The 21040-nt window shown below is 73.0% G+C and carries 20 protein-coding genes and 1 tRNA gene; 14 read left to right on the forward strand and 7 right to left on the reverse strand.

The features are described from left to right. Position 1: 1 nt before the first annotated feature. Together AMK27_RS18725 and AMK27_RS18730 are read right to left on the reverse strand one after the other, a co-directional pair. Positions 2 to 796 carry a YcnI family copper-binding membrane protein gene (locus tag AMK27_RS18725; protein WP_073908911.1) on the reverse strand — a complete coding sequence of 265 codons (795 nt, stop codon included), beginning with the start codon at positions 794 to 796 and terminating at the stop codon, positions 2 to 4. 113 nt (positions 797 to 909) lie between these two features. Further along, positions 910 to 1704 carry a hypothetical protein gene (locus AMK27_RS18730; protein ID WP_073908916.1) on the reverse strand — a complete coding sequence of 265 codons (795 nt, stop codon included), beginning with the start codon at positions 1702 to 1704 and terminating at the stop codon, positions 910 to 912. A 213-nt stretch (positions 1705 to 1917) separates the two neighbouring features. On the opposite strand from AMK27_RS18730, the gene AMK27_RS18735 reads away from it, so the two are divergent. Then, positions 1918 to 2367: an ATP-binding protein gene (locus tag AMK27_RS18735; RefSeq protein ID WP_073908919.1), complete on the forward strand. Its 450-nt coding sequence runs from the start codon at positions 1918 to 1920 to the stop codon at positions 2365 to 2367. A gap of 73 nt (positions 2368 to 2440) precedes the next feature. On the opposite strand, the gene AMK27_RS18740 is transcribed toward AMK27_RS18735, so the two are convergent. Both AMK27_RS18740 and AMK27_RS18745 read right to left on the reverse strand, forming a co-directional pair. Beyond that, positions 2441 to 3901 carry an aminopeptidase P family protein gene (locus AMK27_RS18740; protein ID WP_073908922.1) on the reverse strand — a complete coding sequence of 487 codons (1461 nt, stop codon included), beginning with the start codon at positions 3899 to 3901 and terminating at the stop codon, positions 2441 to 2443. Between the two features lie 139 nt (positions 3902 to 4040). Continuing rightward, the gene (locus AMK27_RS18745) at positions 4041 to 5492 is read right to left on the reverse strand and encodes a PP2C family protein-serine/threonine phosphatase (protein WP_079188499.1); all 1452 of its coding nucleotides are present in this window, start codon (positions 5490 to 5492) and stop codon (positions 4041 to 4043) included. A 565-nt stretch (positions 5493 to 6057) separates the two neighbouring features. On the opposite strand from AMK27_RS18745, the gene AMK27_RS18750 reads away from it, so the two are divergent. Then, the gene (locus AMK27_RS18750; protein WP_073908928.1) at positions 6058 to 6738 is read left to right on the forward strand and encodes a bifunctional DNA primase/polymerase; all 681 of its coding nucleotides are present in this window, start codon (positions 6058 to 6060) and stop codon (positions 6736 to 6738) included. A 226-nt stretch (positions 6739 to 6964) separates the two neighbouring features. Next, a complete protein-coding gene (locus AMK27_RS41890) occupies positions 6965 to 7654 on the forward strand; it encodes a hypothetical protein (RefSeq protein WP_073908931.1) in 690 nt (229 codons plus the stop codon). Between the two features lie 219 nt (positions 7655 to 7873). Here the strand turns inward: AMK27_RS41890 and AMK27_RS18760 are convergent, their stop codons facing one another. The 3 genes from AMK27_RS18760 to AMK27_RS18770 form a co-directional block, all read right to left on the reverse strand. Next, positions 7874 to 8851 (reverse strand): DUF5926 family protein, encoded by a 978-nt coding sequence (locus tag AMK27_RS18760; protein ID WP_073908933.1) that lies wholly within the window; start codon positions 8849 to 8851, stop codon positions 7874 to 7876. Positions 8852 to 9074: 223 nt separating this feature from the next. Beyond that, positions 9075 to 9677, reverse strand: a complete 603-nt coding sequence (locus tag AMK27_RS18765; RefSeq protein WP_073908936.1) for an ATP-binding protein — start codon at positions 9675 to 9677, stop codon at positions 9075 to 9077. A gap of 102 nt (positions 9678 to 9779) precedes the next feature. After that, on the reverse strand, positions 9780 to 10601 hold the full coding sequence (locus AMK27_RS18770; protein ID WP_073908939.1) for a glycerophosphodiester phosphodiesterase: 822 nt from the start codon (positions 10599 to 10601) through the stop codon (positions 9780 to 9782). Between the two features lie 207 nt (positions 10602 to 10808). Between AMK27_RS18770 and AMK27_RS18775 the strand changes: the two genes are divergently transcribed. The 11 genes from AMK27_RS18775 to AMK27_RS18825 all read left to right on the forward strand — a co-directional run bounded on the left by AMK27_RS18775 (position 10809) and on the right by AMK27_RS18825 (position 20933). Continuing rightward, positions 10809 to 12302: a S1C family serine protease gene (locus AMK27_RS18775; RefSeq protein WP_073908942.1), complete on the forward strand. Its 1494-nt coding sequence runs from the start codon at positions 10809 to 10811 to the stop codon at positions 12300 to 12302. Between the two features lie 48 nt (positions 12303 to 12350). Continuing rightward, positions 12351 to 12437: transfer RNA gene (locus AMK27_RS18780), tRNA-Ser, on the forward strand. Between the two features lie 277 nt (positions 12438 to 12714). Continuing rightward, a complete protein-coding gene (locus AMK27_RS18785; protein WP_073908945.1) occupies positions 12715 to 12924 on the forward strand; it encodes an antitoxin in 210 nt (69 codons plus the stop codon). A 178-nt stretch (positions 12925 to 13102) separates the two neighbouring features. Next, positions 13103 to 13669, forward strand: coding sequence for an O-acetyl-ADP-ribose deacetylase (locus AMK27_RS18790; RefSeq protein ID WP_073908948.1), 567 nt, complete (start codon positions 13103 to 13105; stop codon positions 13667 to 13669). Positions 13670 to 14102: 433 nt separating this feature from the next. Further along, positions 14103 to 14408: a hypothetical protein gene (locus AMK27_RS18795; RefSeq protein WP_073908951.1), complete on the forward strand. Its 306-nt coding sequence runs from the start codon at positions 14103 to 14105 to the stop codon at positions 14406 to 14408. 199 nt (positions 14409 to 14607) lie between these two features. Then, the gene (locus AMK27_RS18800) at positions 14608 to 15774 is read left to right on the forward strand and encodes an acyl-CoA dehydrogenase family protein (protein WP_073908954.1); all 1167 of its coding nucleotides are present in this window, start codon (positions 14608 to 14610) and stop codon (positions 15772 to 15774) included. Next, complete coding sequence (locus AMK27_RS18805; RefSeq protein WP_079188500.1) at positions 15771 to 16886, forward strand: bifunctional MaoC family dehydratase N-terminal/OB-fold nucleic acid binding domain-containing protein; 1116 nt, start codon at positions 15771 to 15773, stop codon at positions 16884 to 16886. Before AMK27_RS18800 ends, AMK27_RS18805 begins: the two co-directional genes overlap by 4 nt. 1 nt (position 16887) lies before the next feature. Continuing rightward, a complete protein-coding gene (locus AMK27_RS18810) occupies positions 16888 to 18021 on the forward strand; it encodes an acyl-CoA dehydrogenase family protein (protein ID WP_079188501.1) in 1134 nt (377 codons plus the stop codon). Beyond that, on the forward strand, positions 18018 to 18425 hold the full coding sequence (locus tag AMK27_RS18815; protein WP_073908956.1) for a MaoC family dehydratase: 408 nt from the start codon (positions 18018 to 18020) through the stop codon (positions 18423 to 18425). Before AMK27_RS18810 ends, AMK27_RS18815 begins: the two co-directional genes overlap by 4 nt. Beyond that, entirely contained in the window at positions 18422 to 19588 is a 1167-nt protein-coding gene (locus AMK27_RS18820) for a lipid-transfer protein (RefSeq protein ID WP_073908958.1), read from the forward strand. The genes AMK27_RS18815 and AMK27_RS18820 overlap by 4 nt, the downstream gene beginning before the upstream one ends. Positions 19589 to 19955: 367 nt before the next feature. Next, positions 19956 to 20933 (forward strand): DUF1906 domain-containing protein, encoded by a 978-nt coding sequence (locus AMK27_RS18825; protein WP_241847538.1) that lies wholly within the window; start codon positions 19956 to 19958, stop codon positions 20931 to 20933. Positions 20934 to 21040 lie beyond the last annotated feature (107 nt).

Genomic DNA, 21040 nt, shown 5'->3' on the forward strand with positions numbered 1-21040 from the left:
GTCAGGCCGAGCGGCGGCGACCGGCGAGGACACCGAAGGCGACGCCGGCGATGCCGACGAGGATGCCGATGACGCCGAGGATCCGGGCCGTGGTGTCGGAGGAGTCGGCGGCGGCCGTCTCCTTCTTCGCGTCGGCCTCGTCGTCGTGGCCGGCCTTCTCGTCGTGCCCGGCCTTCTCGTCCGTCGCGGTGGAGGCCGAGGCGGACGGGGCGGCGCCGCCGTGGTGGTCGGCGGAGGCGGCGGAGAGCTTCAGGACGGGGGCGGGGTTCTGCGGCTCCTCCGCACCCTCCTTCTGCTCCTCGATCCAGCGCACGACCTCCTTGTTGTCGTACGTCTGGATGGCCTTGAGGACCAGCTGGTCGGCGTCCTCGGGCAGCTGGCCGAGGGAGAGCGGGAACTGCTGGAACTGGCCGGGGCCGATCTTCGAACCGTCGGCGGTCCACGTCACCTTGGAGACGGCTTCGTTGATCGTCTTGCCGTGCAGCTCCAGCGGCTTGCTGAGCTTGCTCTTGGTCACCTCGGCCTTCCAGCCGGGGACGGGCTGCGGCATGACGGAGGCCAGCGGGTGGTCGAGCGGGAAGTTGACCTCGAGCTTCACGGTGGAGGCGTTGTCGCGCTCGTTCGGGACCTTGATGTTGACGGTCGCGTAGCCGCCCTTGGCGGCCTCGCCCTGCGGCTGCACGCTCACGTGGGCGAACGCCGGGCCGGACAGCAGCACGACGGAGGAGAGGGCGATGCCGCCGGCGAGGGCGACCCGGGTGGCGGAGACACGGGAGGAGATACGGGAAACGGTCATGGCAGAAGACACTCCGGCTCGGGAGAGAGGCGAGGAAGTCCGGCGCGCGCGGGGGGACGGAACCCGGACCGGCGTGCGGACGAGCACGGCCCGCTCCCTGTGAGCGGTCCGTGTCAGGCTGCGAGAACGCAGGCGGCGGCCGGCGGGCCCCGCCTGATCACCGTGTGCAGGAGTGCCTCCGCCACCGGTGGCGGCGAGGAGTCGAAGGCCGTGCGGACCGTCCGTCGCGGCCCCGCGCCGGGGGCCGCCGCAAGGCCGGTGAGCAGCGCGCGGACGAGTCGGAGCGCGGCCCGCAGCGAGCGGACGAGGGCGCACTCGGCGAGTTCCGTCGCGCCCTGCTCGGAGAGCTCCACGAGACGGCCGAGGGCCCGGTCGCCGCGGCGCAGCAGCCAGCCCGTGGCCACGGCGGCCAGCAGATGGCCGAGGAGCATGGGCAGACCGGGCAGCAGCTCACCGGCGGGCGCGGTCGCCGCGGCGGCCGTGTGTCCGAGGTGGCCGTGGGCACCGGACTGCGCGGTGGCCGGGTCGAGCCCGGCGTCGCGGATGACGCGGGTGGCGTCGGCGGAGGTGAGGGACGAGGTCCCCGCGCCGCAGACGAGCCGCGCCGCCATCCGTACGAGGGCGTCGTCGGCCTGGGCGCTCAGGCCGAGCTGGCGCTGGCCGAGACCGAAGAGGGCGTGCAGGCCGAGCTGGCCGCCGGCGAGGGCGCCGACGACGAAGCCGAGCGAGCGTTCCCGTCCGGTGAAGAGGACCGTGATGCCGAAGACGCCGAGGAATCCGGCGAGCAGCGTCCACAGGGCGATGCCCGCGCAGGCGGCGATGGCGTGCCCGAGCGCGGACAGCACGACGCAGACCGCGGTGAACACCGCGGCCCTCAGCAGCCGTGGAGCGAGCGCGGGGGCATTCATGGCGGGCCCATCATCGCACCACGGGCCCCGCCGGTATGAGGCAGGTCCAGAAGGTCGTTCTTGGGCCTCTTGGGGGTCTTCGAGGTGACATACACCGGCGCACGGGCCCGGTGCATCCGCCGATCGAGCGCTCTTGACGCGTCCGTGCGCTTACGAAGGGTTCTGTCCGGCAATAGGTATCGGTATGTCGAGCCGCTGCCGGGAGGCTGGAGCATGAGCATCTGGTGGTCACTCCATCTGCGGCGCGAAGCCGCGAGCGTGCCTCTCGCCCGAAGGCTTCTGATGGGCACGATGGAGACGGCGGGTGTCGATCCCGACGTGTCGTACGAGCTGTCGGTCGCGCTGACCGAGGCGTGCGCGAACGCGGTCGAGCACGGTGGTGACGGCCCGGACGGGTCGGGTGCGGCCGGCCGGGCCTATCGGGTGACGGCGTACCTGGACGGCGAGACCTGCCGTATCGAGGTGGCGGACTCGGGTCCGGGTTTCCCCGGCGCCGAGCTGCCCGCCGCACCGTCGGACGCCGAGCACGGCCGGGGGCTGCGCCTGATCGAGGAGCTCGCGGACCATGTGCAGTTCGGCAACCGGTCGGGCCGGGGCGGCGCGGTGGTCAGCTTCGACAAGATCCTGAAGTGGAAGGACAGCCCTTCCCTGCTCATGGCGTGAGAGGGCGTGCGCACGGGGAAGGGCCCCCGCCGGTCGGTCGGCGAGGGCTCTTCGGTTCCAACGTACGCGGAGGTCAGCCCTTCAGCGCGGCCATCCACGCCTCGACCTCGTCGGCGTGGCGCGGCAGCGCGTCCGAGAGGTTCCGGTTGCCGTCCTCGGTGACGAGGATGTCGTCCTCGATCCGGACGCCGATGCCGCGGTACTCCTCGGGCACGGTCAGGTCGTCGGCCTGGAAGTACAGACCCGGCTCGACCGTCAGGCACATGCCCGGCGCGAGGGTCGTGTCGACGTAGGCCTCGGTGCGCGCGGCGGCGCAGTCGTGGACGTCCATGCCGAGCATGTGACCGGTGCCGTGCAGGGTCCAGCGGCGCTGGAGGCCGAGCTCCAGGACGCGCTCGACCGGTCCCTCGACGAGGCCCCACTCGACGAGCTTCTCGGCGAGGACGCGCTGGGCGGCGTCGTGGAAGTCGCGGTAGGCGGCGCCGGGCTTCACCGCGGCGATGCCGGCCTCCTGCGCCTCGTACACGGCGTCGTAGATCTTGCGCTGGAGCTCGGTGTACCGGCCGTTGATCGGCAGGGTGCGGGTGATGTCCGCGGTGTAGAGCTCGGTGGTCTCGACGCCGGCGTCGAGCAGCAGCAGGTCGCCGGAGCGGACGTCGCCGTCGTTGCGTACCCAGTGCAGGGTGGTGGCGTGCGGGCCGGCGGCGCAGATGGAGCCGTAGCCGATGTCGTTGCCCTCGACGCGGGCGCGGAGGAAGAACGTTCCCTCGATGTAGCGCTCGCTGGTGGCCTCGGCCTTGTCGAGGACCTTGACGACGTCCTCGAAGCCGCGGGCGGTGGAGGCGCAGGCCTTCTCCAGCTCGGCGACCTCGAAGGAGTCCTTGATGAGGCGGGCCTCGGAGAGGTAGACGCGGAGTTCCTCGTCGCGCTCGGCGGTGACCTTGTCGGTCAGCGCGGCCTCGATGCCGGCGTCGTGGCCGCGGACGTTGCGGACGGGGCCGGTGGCCTCGCGCAGCGACTCGGCCAGCTCGCGGACGTCCTTCGCGGGGACGCCGAGGAGCTGCTCGGCCTCGGTGAGGGAGTGGCGGCGGCCGACCCACAGCTCGCCCTGGCCGTCGAGCCAGAACTCGCCGTTCTCGCGGTCGGAGCGCGGCAGCAGGTAGATCGTCGCCTCGTGGCCGCTCTTCGTCGGCTCCAGGACGAGGACGCCGTCCTGGGTCTGGTCGCCGGTGAGGTACGCGTACTCGGTGGAGGCGCGGAAGGCGTACTCGGTGTCGTTCGACCGGGTCTTCAGCCGGCCGGCCGGGATCACCAGGCGCTCGCCCGGGAAGCGGGCGGAGAGCGCGGCGCGGCGCTCGGCGGTCCTGTCGGCCTGGGCGATCGGCTCCAGGCCGCGCAGCTCGGTGTCGGCCCAGCCGGACTTCATGTTCTCGGCCAGCTCGTCGGAGACGCCCGGGTACAGGCCGTTCTTCCGCTGCTTGATCGCCTGTTCCTCAGTCTCTTCCGGGGTCTCCGGCGTGAGCTCCTCGGCCACGGGTCTGCCTCCTCTTGGTACGACACTGAACCCCCACCATCGTACGGTCGTACGGAAGGGGGCCCAGGGCCGGAAGACCCATTACCGGAATGTCACGCTCCGCTTACGTGCGCCCACGCGAGCGGCCACCCCGTGCCGCTCAGTCGAAGCGGGCGGCGAGCAGGACCACGTCCTCCCCGTCCGCTGCGGTGTCGAGACCCTCGGGCAGCATGGCCCGCAGGACGTGGTCGGCGACGGCGCCCGGGTCGCCGCGGTCCGCCCTCGGCACGCTCGACGCCGCCGCGTGGAGCCGCGCGAAAGCCCGGTCCATGGCGTCGCCGGTACGGCGGAGCAGCCCGTCGGTGTAGAGAAGCACCGTTTCTCCGGGCTCCGGGGACAGCTCCACGCTCGGTGCCTCCCAGCAGGACAGCATCCCGAGCGGGGCCGAGAGCGAGGTCTCGACGAACTCGGTGCGCCGCTCGCCGATGACCAGCGGTGGAGCGTGCCCCGCGCCGGCGAGGACGATCCGGCGCCGCGCCGGTTCGGCGTACGCGAAGAGCGCGGTCGCCGAGCGGGCCGGTTCCGTGAGCCGCAGCAGGAGCTCCAGGTCGGAGAGGACGGCGACGGGGTCCTCGCCCTCCATCACCGCGTACGCGCGCAGGGAGGCGCGCAGTCGGCCCATGGCCGCGAGCGCGCTCGGTCCGGTGCCGGAGACCGAGCCGACGGCGAGGCCGAGGGCGCCCTCGGGCAGCGGCAGCGCGTCGTACCAGTCGCCGCCGCCCCGGGGGTTGGTGCGGTGGCGGGCGGCGAGCTGGACGCCGGGGACGCGGGGGAGACGGCTGGGAAGCAGCTCCTCGGCGATGGTGGCGACCTGCACGCGGGCGCGTTCGACCTGGAGGAGACGGGCCAGGTGCTCGGTGGCGAAGCGGCCGTAGAGCCCGATGAGGTGGCGCTGGCGGTCGGTGGGCTCGGCGGGCTCGTCGTAGAGCCAGACGGCGGCGCCGAGCCGGCCGGCCTCCTCGGTGGCGAGCGGGAGGGCGTAGCTGGCGGCGTAGCCCAGGCGGGCGGCGACCTCGCGGTGGCGCGGGTCGAGGCCCTCCTCGGTGCGGACGTCGCGGATGGCGATCGGGTCGGGGACCCGCTCGGGGTGGACCGGATCGGGGAGGCCGTCGAGGAGGCGGCCGTAGCCGCCGGCGCCGCGCGGGACGGTCTCGATCGTGCCGAGGTCCGCGTGGGCGAGGCCGAGGCCGATGGTGGAGGCCGGGCCGAGGCCGTCGGCCGGTTCGAGGACGGCCATGCCGCGGCGGGCCCCGACGAGGGCGGAACCGGCGCCGAGGACCTCGCGGAGGGCCTCGTCGAGGGAGGCGGTCCTGATGAGCCGCTCGGTGAGTTCGTGGAGGGTGGTGAGGTCGGAGACCCAGGAGGCGAGCCGGTCCTGGATCAGCGCTCCCGGTGGGGAGACCGGTTCGGAGGGTGCCGCCGCCGCGGGGACCCCGGGGAGGGGCGCCGTAGTGTGCGGGGGCCCGGGAACCGTGGAATCGATTCCGGCCACTTTCGGCATGTGTGGGGCGCTCATGTCAGTCGGCTTTCCGACCGGTGCGTTTGACGCCATAGCATCGCAAACCCCCATGTCATTCTGAGCCGCTCGATGCATCCACATGTACACGCACAAGAGGAACGATGTCCAGCATTGTCCCCACGGGACTTGTGGTGTCCGTGAGGTCGTGCGCGAGGGTTGAAGTCCCGGCGAAGTTGGCCGAAAATTGTCCCCGGTGTGCACCTTTTGCGGTCGACTGGCGTCGTTTGAAAGCGCGTCATTCCGAGCGTGCTGGGTACGTAATCGGTGACAGGCAGGGGCAGTTGGAGCTGCCCCGGAACGCGACGCGGAACCCCGGCGTCTTACATGCCGCAGGCCGCAGCCCGTCACCGAGTGGCGGGGAACGTGTTCTGACCCGCCTCTGGTGCTGACCTGGCTCCACCTCGTTCTGACCTGGCTCCACCTGGTACTGAACCGCTCCATCTGGTTTCCACGTGGTTCCACCTGGTTCCGGCACGGCCGGCCCCGCTCCGACAGGGGCCGTCATCCCGCCGACCCGGTACGCGCTGATACGCACGGTGAAGTGTCCTGCACATGGTGTGATGTGGATTCGGCGTTCAACGGAAAGGAACGAGCGCTCATGCGCGAGATCCTCGGAAGGCGACGCAGGCTCCGGTTCCGGCGCAAGGCGAGGACCGCCCGGCTCGACGCCGCGGTCACCTTCGCCGTCGAATGGGACTGGCCGGTCCTGCCGGGAGCGGGCCTGAGAGCGACGACCCGCACGTCCGCGGGAGCCACGTGCTCCTGCCCCGACCCCGAGTGCGTGGTGCCCGGCGCGCACCCCTACGACCCCGGACTGCTCGCGGCCACCACCGACGAGCGGATGATCCGCTGGTGGTGGACCCGGCGCCCGGACGCCCCGGTGGTGCTCGCCACGGGCGGCGGCGCGCCCTGCGCGGTCAGCCTGCCCGCGGTCGCCGGAGCGCGGGCGCTCGCCGCGCTCGACGCCATGGGCATGCGGCTCGGCCCGGTCGTCGCGACCCCGACGCGCTGGTCGATCCTCGTGGCCCCGTACGGCCTCGAACGGCTCGGCGAGCTGCTGTACGCGAAGGACAGCGTCCCCAGCTCGCTGCGCTTCCACGGGGAGGGCGGCTATCTGCTCCTGCCGCCCTCGGTCGCCGGGACCGGACAGGTCCGCTGGGAGCGGGCCCCGCTCGCCGGCTCGGCACGGCCGTGGCTGCCCGACGTGGAGGCGGTGGTCGACGCGCTGGTGGAGGCGAGCACCAGCACACCGGGCGGCGGGAGCCGGCTGGCCTACTGAACGGCCTCCCACCGTCATACGGCGCCGGTGGCGCACCGGCCCGCTGCGACGGGCGGCCGCACCCGCCCGCAGCGACGGGCGGCTGCCGACGCCCTTCACCCGAACGGGTGTGTCCTGGCCCGACTTGTAGGGGAAACGGGCGCGCGGCCGACCGCGCGCCCGTCGGCCGCCGCTATGTTCAGCCCACCGTTCAAGATCTCCAGCCAAGCAGGAGCAGGTGGGGCGCATGGGTCCGGTGAACCTCCGCGTGGTCGGACTCGGCGCCGCCGTCACGGTCGCCGTCCTGCTGCCGCTGGTCGCGACGGCGAGGCCGACGGGCGAGCCCGCGGCGAGCGGCTCCGCACGGCCGGCGGGCGCGGCCGACGCCGGGGACGCGAAGCCCGGAGACCTGCTGAAGGGGCTGGGCGTCGGCCCCCGTACCGAGCCCGGCGCCGACCCGGGCGGCGCCGCGCACCCGGCCGCCGGCGCGGCCGACCCGGTCGACCCGGCCGACCCCGCTTCTCCCGCCTCTCCCGACACCTCGGTCACTCCCCGTCACACCCCTGCCGCTCCGGTGTCCCCGGAGCGGGTCACGCACTGTGGGCCGGAACTCGCCTCTCCCGAGGGGGTCGAGGCGCAGACCTGCGTCCTGGCGGAGGGTCCCGACACCTGGGGGCGCACGTACTACCGGAACGCGACCGGCCAGAATCTCGACGCGTTTCTGACCCTCATGGCGCCCGGCGGGCGGACCGTTCAGGTCCGCTGCCCGGTCGCCGCGCAGGACGAACCGGGAACCTGTGAAACGCCCAGGGAGCGCGGTCGGGGCGTGGCCACGGCCTATACGGCGGTAGCGGAATTCGCGGGCACCGGCGAGGGGGGCAACACCCCGCTGCTGCTGCGGGCGGGCAGCAACACGGCGGACAGCGAAGGAAGTTGAGCGTCGACGCCGCGGACCTGCCGAAGGCGGACATGGAAAGGCCCGATCGCTGGCGACGGGGGATGCACCAGCGACCGGGCTTCCAGAACGGTAACAAGAGATCTGCTGTTCGCAAATTCGATCTCGGTTATTCGGACAGGGATTTACCCGTCCGCAGACCGGGTTGTGGCGGAAGTCACCGACTGGTCGGTCTGTCAGTCACCGATACCACGCGGGGTATCAGCTGAGAGTGACCTGACGGTTCGTGAGGCCGCCCCGCGCACGCCGCTCCTCCGCGGTGAGCGGAGCGTCGGACGCGAGCGCCTCGGTCAGCCGCTCCGCGAACTCAGCGGCCGGCTTCTCGCACTCCTCGGCGGTCATCGAGGTCGGCAGGTCCCAGACCGGCACCATCAGCCCGTGGGCGCGGAACGAACCGACGAGGCGGGTGTCCGCGCCGATGGAGGTGCCGCCGGCCGCCTGGAGGCGGGCGAGCGCGTCGAGGAGCTTCTCCTCCGGGTACGGCATGACCCAGCGCAGGTGGTTCTTGTCCGGGGTCTCGCACCAGTACGCGGAGTCGACGCTCGTGAGCTTCACGGTCGGGATCGCGGCCGCGTTGGCCCGCTCCAGGGAGGCGGCGACCTCCGGGTCGGCGCCGTCGGAGGACTGCGGGATCCAGAACTCGAAGCCCGAGTGGACCTCCGGGGCGAACGCGGCGTCGGCGTCCAGCAGGTCCTGCAGACGCGGGCCCTCGGCCGGGACGCGGCGCGGCGGGACCGGCGTGCCCGGCTCGGTCTCCAGGGCGCGCTGGAGGGTGTCGGCGAGGTCCCGGGCGAGGTCGCCGGAGGTGGAGTCGTTCTGCAGGGCGAGCAGGACGGAGCCGTCGTCGCGGCGGAGCGCCGGCCACGCCATCGGCAGCACGGTCGCGAGCGTCACGGAGGGAACGCCCTCCGGGAGCCCGCCCTTGAGGGTGAGCGGCACGGTGGCGGCGGGCACCAGCTCGCGCAGCGCGACCCAGTCGCACTCGCCGGCCAGACCCTCGAAGGGGCGCTGGACGAGCTCGGTCACGGCGTGCGCGGCGGCCCGGCCGTGACACGCCTTGTAGCGGCGGCCCGAACCGCACGGGCACGGCTCGCGCGCCCCGACGACCGGGATCTCCCCGTTCGTGACCTGTGCCTGACCGGTCTTGCCGGCCTTCGTCTGGGGGCGCTTCTTGGCCATGGTGTGGCTTTCTCCCGATCGCGGCGGTGCGGTGCTTGTTCCGGGCGCGAGCCTAGCCGTACCGCGCACCGACACCCCTCAGGCGGGCCGCTGCCCCTGGCGGGGGGCGCGTTCCGCAGGGCGCCGTGCGGAGTGCTCGTACGTCGCGGTGATCCGCGTACGGCGCCGTGCTCCGTGTAAGCGGTCGGGACCGTACGACGGCGACCCGGTCCCGCGTACGACGTCAATCCAGGTCGTCGTACGCGTCCAGGATGTCGAAGCGCGAGCCGCCGCCGACGCGGGACGCGAAGTCCTCGCGACGGTGTCCCGCCGTCACCACCACCCAGACCGTGACCTCGCCGGTCGCGCTGTCCCGGACGCCCCAGTCCTGGGCCAGCGCGCTGATGATGTTCAGCCCGCGGCCGCCCCGTGCGGTGACCGACGGCGTCGCCGGAACGGGCCGGGTCGGACCGCCTCCGTCCGTGACCTCGACCCTCAGGCCGCCCGCCGGGTCCACCCGCCACGCCGCCCGTACGTCCCCGTCGCCCCGATCCGCGTGCCCCAGCGGCCTGCCGTACCGGCAGGCGTTGCTGAGCAACTCGGAAAGGATCAGCACCGCGTCGTCGACGACCGATTCGGACACCCCGCTGCGGTACAGCTCGTCCCGCATCCGGTGCCTCGCCTCACCCACGCCCGCAGGGCCATGGGGTACGGCCATGCTCGACGACGTGGGCACCTCCTGTGCCACCACCAACGCCACCCCCGAGACCTCCTTTGCCCCACGCCACCGTGTGAATGCCCCAATGGCCTGGACCGGAAACCGGCCAGTCCGTGTGCGATGAGGCACTCGTGACGATCGCGTACGTGGGGAACGCGCCGGTGCACTCCCCGTAAGCCCTGTAAAGCTTTGTGGCGCAAGGGGAAGAAGGGGCTGGAGCCGCTGAAATCCTCAGTCGCGGCGGAGCTGGGAGAGCACCTGCTTGGGGCGGTTGGTGATGATCGCGTCCACGCCGAGACGCTCGCAGAGCTCGACGTCCTCGGCCTCGTCCACGGTCCAGACGTGGACCTGGTGCCCGGCCTTCTGGAGCCGCAGGATCACGGCCGGGTGGTGGCGGACGATCCGGATCGAGGGCCCGGCGATGCGCGCGCCCGCGGGGAGCCGCCCGTCGCGCAGCCGCGGTGAGACGAACTGGGCGAGGGAGACGGTGGGGAGCGTCGGGGACGCGGCGGCGATCCGGTGCAGGGAGCGGGCCGAGAAGCTCATGACGCGTACGGGGGATTCGTCGGGGGACGCGGGCGCGTCCAGGCCGAAACGGTTGAGGAGCTGGAGCAGCCGCTCCTCGACCTGGCCCGCCCAGCGGGTGGGGTGCTTGGTCTCGATGGCCAGCTCGACCCGGCGGCCGGCGTCGGAGACCAGCTCGAGCAGCCGCTCCAGGGTGAGGACGGAGGTGTACCCCGGGTCGCCCCAGTCGGGGCTCTCGCCGGAGTCGTCGCGGCCCTTCCAGGTGCCGAAGTCGAGGGCGGCGAGATCGGCGAGTTCCAGGGCCGAGACGGCACCGCGGCCGTTCGACGTGCGGTCGACGCGGCGGTCGTGGACGCAGACGAGATGGCCGTCGGCGGTGAGCCTGACGTCGCACTCCAGGGCGTCGGCGCCGTCCTCGATGGCCTTCACATAGGCGGCCAGAGTGTGTTCCGGCGCGTCCTCGGAGGCTCCACGGTGGGCGACGACCTTGATGGGGGCGCTGTTCGGGTGCTGCCGTGCGTGAGTCACGGCGTCATGGTGCCATTGGCGGGGCGGGGCGGGCACACCGGAAGCTGTCCGTTCTGTCCGTATATAAAGGTAGGGGGGTGAACGCACAGCTCCGCCTTACAGCGGCCTGACGTCCTGTGGGAAAAGCTGGTGCAGCACCCTGGATCCCGTAGGTGACCAGTAGGTACCCACCACCCGACCCCGCGCAGTCAACGAGGAGAGCGAGCTGTGAGCACCGAGAACGAGGGCACGGCGGTACCGGCGGACCACCCGGCGGCCCCGTCCACTCCGACCACCCCTCCGACGCCTCCGACGGCTCCCCCGGCGTCGGCGCCGACCCCTGCGGCCGCGGACGCCCCTGCGGCCGCGCAGCCCCCGACGGCCGCGCAGCCCCCGACGGCCGCGCAGCCCCCCGCTCCGGAAGCGGCTCCTGCCCATGCTCCGGACGCGGCCCACGCCCCGGCCCACGCCCATGCGCCGGAATCCGCCGCGTCCACTCCCGCCCCGGCCGCCGCGGGAGCCGGCTGGCCGCCGCCCCCGCCGACCGTGCCCGCCTGGGGCGCCCCGCTCCCGCCCGCCGCCCCCGAGGCGCCCCGTCGGCGGACCGGCGGCCTGGTGGCGGCGGTCCTGGTCGCGGCGCTCGTCGCGGGCGGCATCGGCGGTGGCATCGGCTACTGGGCCGCCCAGCGCGGCGACGACGGTGTCAGCTCGACGACGGTCTCCTCGGGCGAGGCCCCGGCGTCGTTCAAGCGCGAGCCCGGGACGGTCGCCGCGGTCGCCGCGACGGCGCTGCCGAGCGTGGTCACCATCCAGGCGAAGTCGGGCGGTTCGCAGGGCGAGGGCGAGGGCGGCACGGGCACGGGCTTCGTGTACGACCAGGAGGGCCACATCGTCACCAACAACCACGTGGTGGCGTCGGCGGCCGACGGCGGCACGCTCTCCGTGACGTTCCCGGACGGCAAGTCGTACGACGCGGAGGTCGTCGGCCGGGCCGAGGGCTACGACGTGGCCGTACTGAAGCTCACGAACGCGCCGAAGGGGCTGAAGCCGCTGCCGCTCGGCGACTCCGACAAGGTCGCGGTCGGCGACTCGACGATCGCGATCGGTGCGCCCTTCGGCCTGTCGAACACGGTGACGACGGGCATCATCAGCGCCAAGAACCGGCCGGTCGCGTCGGGCGACGGCTCGGGCGGCAGCAACTCGTACATGAGCGCGCTGCAGACGGACGCGTCGATCAACCCGGGCAACTCGGGCGGTCCGCTGCTCGACGCGAGCGGCGCGGTCATCGGCATCAACTCGGCGATCCAGTCCACCGGCAGCGGCCTCGGCCAGACCCAGGCGGGTTCCATCGGCCTGGGCTTCGCGATCCCGGTGAACCAGGCGAAGAACGTGGCCCAGCAGCTGATCAGGACGGGCAAGCCGGTGTACCCGGTGATCGGCGCGACGGTGAACATGCAGGAGCAGGGCGAGGGCGCCACGATCGCCTCCCAGGGCTCGGGCGGCACCCCCTCGGTGACCCCCGACGGTCCGGCCGCGAAGGCGGGCCTGAAGGCCGGCGACGTGATCACGGGCTTCGGCGGGCACCAGATCGACAGCGGCCCCTCCCTGATCAGCGAGATCTGGACCCACAAGCCGGGCGACCAGGTCAAGATCACCTACGAGCGCGACGGCAAGACCTCCACGGCCACGGTCACCCTCGGCGAGCGCACCGGCGACAGCTGACCGGCTAGGCTGTCCCCCGCGCCGCACGCGGACACACCGCCGGCGCGGGGTGGGTTGCCCGAGCGGCCTAAGGGAACGGTCTTGAAAACCGTCGTGGCAGCGATGTCACCGTGGGTTCGAATCCCACACCCACCGCAGTGGACCGGCGAACGTGCCGGTCGGAAGGGGTACTCCGGATGCCGGGGTGCCCCTTCGCCGTGTGCGGGGGCGGGACGGTCCCCGGGGGCGCCGCCGCGGCCTTCCTGGCGTGTCCCCGGGGTCTTCGGGGGTCTTCGGTGTCCCCGCGGCCTCCCGGCGCGTCTCCGTCGGCCTTCCGGGGCGTTCCCGAGTATTCCGGGGCGCCTCTGCGGATGCGGGACCCGAGTGGTGCCGTGATGCTGGAGGTGCTGGAACAGTGGCTAGGAGGGCCAGGATGTCTGTGTTCGACAAGCTCAAGGGAATGCTGAAGGGCCACGAGGATCAGGCCTCCACGGGCGTCGACGAGGCCGGCGACTACGTCGACGGAAAGACGCAGAGCAAGTACAGCAGCCAGGTCGACACCGCCCAGGAGAAGCTCAAGCAGCAAATGGGAGGCACGGGTCAGCAGCCGGACTCTCCACCCCAGCCCCCGCCGCAGCAGTAGCGCCGCGGACTAGTAGCGCCGCAGTAGTAGCGCCGCAGTAGTAGCGCCGCACCGATGCGCCGCGGCAGTTGCGCGAGGCGCAGCGGGAGCGCGAGGCGTGAAGCGACCGTCAGGGGCGTCCCGGATCCACATCCGGGGCGCCTTTTTCGGATGTGGCGGGGAGGGTTCTTCGGGTTACATGGGGCGCCGGACAGGCGTGGGCGGACGAAGGGGCGTTGTCGTGGTGCGGATCGTGCTCGTGCAGGGGGACATCACCGCCGAGGCCGCCGACGCGATCGTGAACGCCGCGAACTCCTCGCTGCTGGGCGGCGGCGGGGTCGACGGCGCCATCCACCGCAAGGGCGGCCCGGAGATCCTCGCCGCCTGCCAGGACCTGCGCCGCTCGCACTACGGCAAGGGGCTGGCCACCGGGCAGGCCGTGGCGACCACGGCGGGGCGGTTGCCGGCCCGGCACGTGATCCACACGGTCGGACCGGTCTGGTCGCGTGACGAGGACCGCTCGCGGCTGCTGGCCTCCTGCTATCGCGAATCCCTGCGGATCGCGGACGAGTTGGGTGATCGCACGGTCGCGTTCCCCGCCATCTCCACCGGGATCTACGGCTGGCCGATCGACGACGGCGCCAGGATCGCCGTGCGGACCGTACGGGCCACCCCCACCGACGTGGAGGAGGTCCGCTTCGTCCTCTTCGACGCCCCGGCCTACGCGGCCTTCGAGGCGGCCGCGGGGGAGCCGGACGTTCCGTAGGCCGAGACTTCGCGAGTGGAACGCTCCGCGGGTCGAACCTTCGTCTTACCACTGCTCACCCGTTCGGATTCCCCGTGCCGGGGACGCGCCGTCGTGATCTTCCGGTGGGGAGATTGGCGGAAAATCTGCCGGAACGCTTCCTCTCTTGCGGTGTCAGGGCTGCCGCTGTCCTGAATGCCACCCCCCCGGGCTGAGCTGGGCCTTCGCTCGATGTCGCCGGGTTTATCTGCTTGTCCTCACGCTTGCGGGGGAATCGGGCGCTCCGGGGTGGTTCGCCGGGGATTCGGTGGGCAACTCTGGATTCGCGACGTCGAGCACAACGACCGGGGCGGTCGGCCAACTGCCTTGGAAATGGCCGTACTTCAGAGCACTTCAGAGCACCTCAGAGCAGTTCCGTGCACAGCACCAGCTTTCAGTTCCCGGAGGAACAGACATGGCAAGCATCCGTACCGCCCGCATCCTCGCCGCCGCCGCCGCCCTGCCGCTCGCCGCGGCGCTCTTCACCGGGGTGGCCCAGGCCGACAACGGCGGGTTCGCGGACGACGGATCGAACACGAGCGTCGCCACGATCGTCGGCAGCGGCGTGGGTGGGGACAACTTCGGCAACTCGACCACGACGCAGCAGGTGGCGACCGGTTCCGGTGCCTCCAACCAGAACAACACGGCCAGCGTGAACGGCTCCGCCTTCACCCACATCGCCCAGAACAACGCGGTGGTCAACTTCAACCCGTGGTGGTGACCGCCCCCGCACGGCAGCCGGCCCGACGGGGGGCGTGACCGCGGTGTGAACGACGGCCTGTGCGCCGGTACTTCGGTACCGGCGTGCGGGCCGTTCCGCGTGTGCCTCCGGACGGGCGCGGTCGGTCGTCGACCTTGACACGGGTCCCGAATCTGACGGACAGTCAGAAACCTCAGTCGTCCCACGGGAGGCCGTCGCCGTGCACCTCGCCCCGACCGAGCGGCAGCTGCGGCTGCGCGCCGAACTCCGCGCGTACTTCCGGGACCTGATGCCCGAAGGCCCACCGTCCGCGACCGACACCGCGGCCCAGCGCCGGCTGCTCCGCCGGATCGGCGCCGACGGGCTCCTGGGCCTCGGCTGGCCCGAGGAGTACGGCGGTCAGGGCCGCGGTCCCGACGAGCAGTTCGTCTTCTTCGACGAGGCGTACCGCGCGGGCGCCCCCGTCTCGATGGTCACGCTCAACACCGTCGGACCCACCCTCATGGCGTACGGGACCGAGCAGCAGAAGGCCTTCTTCCTGCCCCGGATCCTGCGCGGCGAGACCGTCTTCGCCATCGGGTACAGCGAGCCCGAGGCCGGCACGGACCTCGCCTCCCTCCGGACGCGCGCGGTCCGCGACGGCGGCTCCTGGCTGATCGACGGGCAGAAGATCTTCACCTCCAACGCCCAGAACGCCGACTGGATCTGGCTCGCCTGCCGCACCGACCCCGACGCGCCTCCGCACGGGGGCATCTCGATCGTCCTCGTCCCCACCGACGCCCCGGGCTTCTCCTGGACCCCGATCGCGACCGTGGGAGGGCTGACGACCACGGCCACCTACTACGACGGGATCCGCGTCCCCGCCGGGAACCTCGTCGGGCCCGAGCACGGGGGCTGGGGGCTCATCACCAACCAGCTCAACCACGAGCGGGTCGCGCTCGCCGCGATCGGGATGCAGGCCGAGGACTTCTTCGCCGCGGTGCTCGACCGGGCCCGTACCCCCGATCCGGTGACGGACAGGCGCCGCATTGACGAGCCGTGGGTGCGGATCCGAGCCGCCGAAGCCCATGCCCGGCTGGCAGCGACACGCTTGCTGAACTGGCGTTTGGTGGGAGACGTGGGGGCCGGCCGGCTGGCCCCGGGCGATGCGAGCGGCGTGAAGTTCGTGGGAACCGAATCGGCGGTGGAGGTGTATCGAATATGTCAGGAGATCGCGGGTGGGTCGGGGACGGTGCGAGCGGGATCGCCGGGGGAGTTCGACGGCGGTGAGCTGGAGCGCATGAACCGGGCCGCACAGATCAACACCTTCGGGGGAGGGGTGAGCGAGGTGCAGCGCGAGATCGTCGCGAGGATGCGGCTCGGCATGAAGGGGAGGGGCCGACGATGACCCTCACACGGAGCCAGGACGGGCCGGACCCCTCGGCGGGCGGACCGCACGCGTCGTCGGGCGGGCCGGACCCGGCGGGAGGGACGAACCCCTCGTCGGGAGGGCCGAACCCCTCGTCGGATGGGCCGAATCCCTCGTCGGGTGGGCTGTACGAGCGGCTCACGGAGTTCGCGGGGCGGTCCGCCGCGACGGCCGGCACCGGCAAGGACCCGGTCAACCTGCCCATGATCCGCCACTGGTGCGAGGCCATGGGGGACGACCACCCCGCCTACCGGGGGCCCGACGCCGTCGCGCCGCCCACGATGCTCCAGGCCTGGACGATGGGCGGCCTCTCGGGGCACACGGACCGCTCGTCCGCCCACGAGGAGCTGTTCGCCCTCCTCGACGGGGCCGGATACACCTCGGTGGTCGCCACCGACTGCGAGCAGGAGTACCTCCGGCCGCTGCGGCCCGGCGACGAGATCAGCTTCGACACGGTGATCGAGTCCGTGTCGGCCCTCAAGACCACCAAGCTGGGGTCGGGCCACTTCGTCACCACCCGGACCGACGTCCGGGCCGGCGGGCAACTGGCCGGCACCCACCGCTTCCGCATCCTCAAGTACGCCCCCGCCGCACGCCCGCGCGGGCCGGAGCCCACCCCCGGGACGGAGACGGAGCAGCCGGCAGGAGCCCGGGCGGCGGGAGGCCGGGCGGCGGAGCAGCGGGCGAAGGCCCGGCGGCCCCGGCCCGTGGTCAACCGGGACAACGCCGGATTCTGGGAGGGCGTGGCCGCGCACCGGCTGCTCGTCCAGCGCTGCGGCGACTGCGCCGCCCTCCGTTTCCCCTGGCTGCCGGGGTGCGCCGACTGCGGTTCGCCGGAGTGGGACACGGTCGAGGCGAGCGGCGCCGGGACGGTCTACTCGTACGTGGTGATGCACCACCCGTCGTTCCCGGCCTTCGACCCGCCGTACGCGGTCGCCCTCGTCGAACTCGCCGAAGGCGTACGGATGATCAGCAACGTGGTGGGGGTGCCGTACGACAAGGTGCGGATCGGGATGCCGGTACGGCTGGAGTTCCTGCGCGTCGACGAGGAGCTGGAGCTTCCCGTCTTCCGCGCGGGAGGGGAGGACTGACATGGACTTCACCCCCACCGAGGAGCAGGCGGCGGCCCGCGAGCTGGCCGCCCGGATCTTCGCCGACCTCTCCACCCACGAGCGGCTCAGGGCGGCCGGCACCGGCAGTGACGCCGAGCTCTGGAAGGCCCTCTGTGCCGCCGGGCTGCCCGGCTCCGTCGAGGAGACCGGCCTGCTCGGCCTGGTCCTCCTCCTGGAGGAGCAGGGACGCGTGACGGCCCAGGTGCCGCTCGCCGCGACCTGTGTGTACGGGATCCTCGCCGTCGCCCGGCACGGCACGGAGGAGCAGCGCGCCCGGCTGCTGCCCGGCCTCCGCGACGGTACGACGGTGGTGACGGGGGCCTTCCCGGCCTCCGGCACGATCGCCTCCCGCGAGGGGCGGCTCAGCGGGGCCGTGGACTGGGTGCCCTGGCTCAGGGACGCCACCCATGTCCTCGTCCCCGACGAGGACCGCGCCCTCTGGCTGGTCCGCACCGAGGACGCGGCCCGCGTCGATCCCGTCGAGCTCACCGCACCCTGGTCCGCCGCCCGGCTCGTCCTCGACGGGGCGCCCGGGGAGCGGCTCGGGGAGGGCGCCGCCCATGCGGACGTGCTCGCCGCCGCCCGGGTCGCGTTCGCCGGGCTGCAGGCCGGGGTCTGCGCCGGGTCGCTGGCCAGGGCCGTGGAGTACACCTCCGTACGGGAGCAGTTCGGCCGCCCGCTCTCCACCCACCAGGCCGTTCAACTGCGGGCAGCCGACGCCCATATGGACACCGAGACCATCCGGGTCACCGCCTACGAGGCCGCCTGGCGCCACGACGAGGACCTGGACGCCCGCGGGGCGGCCCTCACCGCCGCCTGGTGGGCCTCCGAGGCGGGGAAGCGGGTCGTGCACGCCGGGCAGCATCTGCACGGCGGCATGGGCGCGGACCTCGACCACCCCGTCCACCGGCACTTCCTGTGGGGCAGGCAGCTCGACGCCCATCTCGGCTGCGGCACCGAACTCCTCGCCGAACTGGGCGACCTGCTGGCCGAAGGCCCGCCCGCCGACGGCCCGCCCGCCGACGTCCTGCTCGCCGACGTCCTGCTCGGCGACCGCCCGCTCACCGACGACCCGCTCGCCAATGACCTGCTCGCTGAAGGAGACCTGTCATGAAGCCCGGCGCGGAACCCTTCGTCGAGCCGGGGGACGAGCTGCCACCGCTGACAATCCCGATCACCCGCACCCTGATCGTCGCCGGGGCCGTCGCCTCCCGCGACTACCAGGACGTGCACCACGACGCCGAACTGGCCAGGGAGAAGGGCTCCCCGGACATCTTCATGAACATCCTCACGACCAACGGCCTCGTCGGCCGGTACATCACCGACCACTTCGGCCCCCGCGCCGTCCTCCGCAGGGTCGCCATCCGGCTCGGCGCCCCCAACCACCCCGGCGACACCATGGTGCTGACCGGCACGGTCACCGAGGTCGACGGGGACACCGCACACGTCCGGGTCGTCGGGGCGAACGGCATCGGGCACCACGTCACGGGGACGGTCACCGTGGAGGTGCCGCGATGAGCCTCCGTACCCGGGACGGCCTCGGCGGCCGGGCGGCCGTGGCGGGCATCGGGGCCACCGCGTTCTCCAAGGACTCGGGCCGCAGCGAGCTGTCGCTCGCCGCCGAGGCGGTGCGCGCCGCCCTCGACGACGCCGGGCTCACGCCCGCCGACGTCGACGGCATGGTCACCTTCACGATGGACACCAACCCCGAGATCACCGTCGCCCAGGCGTCCGGTATCGGCGAGCTGTCCTTCTTCTCCCGCGTGCACTACGGCGGCGGGGCGGCGTGCGCCACCGTGCAGCAGGCCGCGCTCGCCGTCGCCACCGGCGTCGCGGAGGTCGTCGTCTGCTACCGGGCGTTCAACGAGCGCTCCGGACGGCGCTTCGGCTCCGGAGTCCAGCAGCGCGAACCCTCCGCCGAGGGCGTCGCACTCGGCTGGCAGCTGCCCTTCGGGCTGCTCACCCCGGCCTCCTGGGTCGCGATGATCGCCCAGCGGTATCTGCACACCTACGGGCTGACCCCGGACGCCTTCGGCCATGTCGCCGTCACCGACCGGCGCCACGCGGCCCGCAACCCCGCCGCGTACTTCCACGGGAAGCCGATCACCCTCGCCGACCACGCCGCCTCGCGCTGGATCGTCGAACCGCTCCGGCTCCTCGACTGCTGCCAGGAGACCGACGGCGGCCAGGCGATCGTCGTCACCTCTGTCGAGCGCGCCCGCGACCTGCGGTGTCCGCCGGCCGTGATCCTGGCGGCGGCGCAGGGAGCCGGCCGGAGGCAGGAGGCGATGACCAGCTTCTACCGGGACGAGCTGACGGGGCTTCCGGAGATGGGGGTCGTGGCCCGGCAGCTCTGGCGGACCTCCGGCCTCGCACCGAGCGAGATGGACGTGGCGATCCTCTACGACCACTTCACCCCGTTCGTGCTCATGCAGCTGGAGGAGTTCGGCTTCTGCGGTCCGGGGGAGGCGGCCGACTTCGTCGCGGCGGACGCGCTCCCGCTGAACACGCACGGGGGCCAGCTCGGCGAGGCCTATCTGCACGGCATGAACGGCATAGCGGAGGCGGTACGACAGCTCCGCGGGACCTCCGTGAACCAGATACCCGGGGCGGAGCGGACCTTGGTCACGGCGGGGACGGGGGTTCCCACGTCCGGGTTGATCCTGGGCTCGGACGGCTGAGGCGACGGCCTGAGCGGTGGCCGCCCGGGGCGGGCGGTTCTTCACTCGCGCCATGAGCACACACACACCGCGACCGGAACCCACACCCGCGTCCGAGCCGACACCCACGCCCACGCCCGCGCCCGGGTCCACACCCGCGGCCGGGTCCATGCCCACGCCCGCACCCACCCCTACCGCCTCACCGACCTCGCGGTCGGCCCCGGCACCCGCGCCCGGGTCCACACCCGCCGCCGGGTCTATGCCCACCCCGACCTCCGCCCCGCCCCCGCCCCCGGCTCGGCCGACGGCGCACCCGCCGTCCGCGCCGCCTCCCGGGGGGCGGGCCCGGGCCCGCACGCGTTCCTGGCGCAGGGCGCGGCTGCGGATCATGGTCGCGGCCGTCGTCGCGGCGCTGGCGGGGGCGGCGCTGGCCGGCGCCCCCGCACCCGCCGGCGCTCCCGACCGTGCCGCCCCTGCGGCTCCCGCCGCCGGTCCCCTCGCCCGCGACACCGCTTCCCGCGACACCGCTTCCCTCGACCCCGACGACCCGAGCTCCGCACCCGGCGGAGCCGCCGCCGCCCCCGCGCTCGTGCACTACGTCGGGCAGGCCTTCGACACCTGTGAGGCGCCGTCCCTCGACGTGATGAGGGCCTGGCGCAGTTCGCCGTACGGGGCCGTCGGGATCTACTTCGGCGGGCGGGGGCGCGGCTGCCCCACCCAGCGGGAGCTGACCCCCGCCTGGGTCACCTCCGTCGATGCCATGGGCTGGCGGCTGCTGCCGCTGTTCGTGGGGTCGCAGGCGCCGTGTGTGTACGCCGCCGCGAAGCGGCCGTTCGCCATCGGCAGCAGCCCCGTGAGCCAGGGCACCCGGGAGGGAGGCGACGCGGTACGGGCCGCGCAGGCTCTCGGGCTGGACGTGAGCAGTCCGCTCTACCTTGACATCGAGGCGTACGACCCGGGCGACGCGGGGTGCGCCGCGACCACCCTCTCCTTCGTCCGCGCCTGGAACCGGGAGGTGACGCGCCTCGGCTATGTGCCCGGGTACTACAGCAGCGCGGACACGGGCGTGCAGCACATCGAGGCCGCGCGGCGGGCGGGGACGAAGGACCTGCCGGCCGTGATGTGGTTCGCGCGCTGGCTGGGGCGGCCCGCGCTGTACACCGAGTCGGTGCTGCAGCCGGAGGCCTGGACGCCGCACGCACGGATCCACCAGTACGCGGGCAATGTCAGCGAGACGTACGGCGGCCGCCGCGTCGCCATCGACCGGAACGCGATGGACGCGCCGGTCGCCCGGGTCGTCCCCGCGGCGGTTCGCGGGGGCGGGACCGCCGATGAGGCCCGGCTTCCGGACGCGGTCCGACCCTGAGGCCGCCCCGAGGGCTCTCCACCCAGAGGAGGTCGGGCCGTCCCCACCCCTACAACCTGAGGCGGACTGAGGGTCGGGACCTGGGGCCGATCCGCCGGGTACCCCTC

This window comes from Streptomyces sp. CB02009, assembly GCF_001905825.1.
Classification (GTDB): Bacteria; Actinomycetota; Actinomycetes; order Streptomycetales; family Streptomycetaceae; genus Streptomyces.

Excerpts from the sequence above, each read along its gene's own strand:
- AMK27_RS18725 (WP_073908911.1), bottom strand. The coding sequence starts at position 796 with ATGACCGTTTCCCGTATCTCCTCCCGTGTCTCCGCCACCCGGGTCGCC.
- AMK27_RS18730 (WP_073908916.1), bottom strand. The coding sequence starts at position 1,704 with ATGAATGCCCCCGCGCTCGCTCCACGGCTGCTGAGGGCCGCGGTGTTC.
- AMK27_RS18735 (WP_073908919.1), top strand. The coding sequence starts at position 1,918 with ATGAGCATCTGGTGGTCACTCCATCTGCGGCGCGAAGCCGCGAGCGTG.
- AMK27_RS18745 (WP_079188499.1), bottom strand. The coding sequence starts at position 5,492 with ATGGCGTCAAACGCACCGGTCGGAAAGCCGACTGACATGAGCGCCCCA.
- AMK27_RS18750 (WP_073908928.1), top strand. The coding sequence starts at position 6,058 with ATGCGCGAGATCCTCGGAAGGCGACGCAGGCTCCGGTTCCGGCGCAAG.
- AMK27_RS41890 (WP_073908931.1), top strand. The coding sequence starts at position 6,965 with ATGGGTCCGGTGAACCTCCGCGTGGTCGGACTCGGCGCCGCCGTCACG.
- AMK27_RS18760 (WP_073908933.1), bottom strand. The coding sequence starts at position 8,851 with ATGGCCAAGAAGCGCCCCCAGACGAAGGCCGGCAAGACCGGTCAGGCA.
- AMK27_RS18785 (WP_073908945.1), top strand. The coding sequence starts at position 12,715 with ATGTCTGTGTTCGACAAGCTCAAGGGAATGCTGAAGGGCCACGAGGAT.
- AMK27_RS18790 (WP_073908948.1), top strand. The coding sequence starts at position 13,103 with ATGGGGCGCCGGACAGGCGTGGGCGGACGAAGGGGCGTTGTCGTGGTG.
- AMK27_RS18795 (WP_073908951.1), top strand. The coding sequence starts at position 14,103 with ATGGCAAGCATCCGTACCGCCCGCATCCTCGCCGCCGCCGCCGCCCTG.
- AMK27_RS18805 (WP_079188500.1), top strand. The coding sequence starts at position 15,771 with ATGACCCTCACACGGAGCCAGGACGGGCCGGACCCCTCGGCGGGCGGA.
- AMK27_RS18810 (WP_079188501.1), top strand. The coding sequence starts at position 16,888 with ATGGACTTCACCCCCACCGAGGAGCAGGCGGCGGCCCGCGAGCTGGCC.
- AMK27_RS18815 (WP_073908956.1), top strand. The coding sequence starts at position 18,018 with ATGAAGCCCGGCGCGGAACCCTTCGTCGAGCCGGGGGACGAGCTGCCA.
- AMK27_RS18820 (WP_073908958.1), top strand. The coding sequence starts at position 18,422 with ATGAGCCTCCGTACCCGGGACGGCCTCGGCGGCCGGGCGGCCGTGGCG.
- AMK27_RS18825 (WP_241847538.1), top strand. The coding sequence starts at position 19,956 with ATGGTCGCGGCCGTCGTCGCGGCGCTGGCGGGGGCGGCGCTGGCCGGC.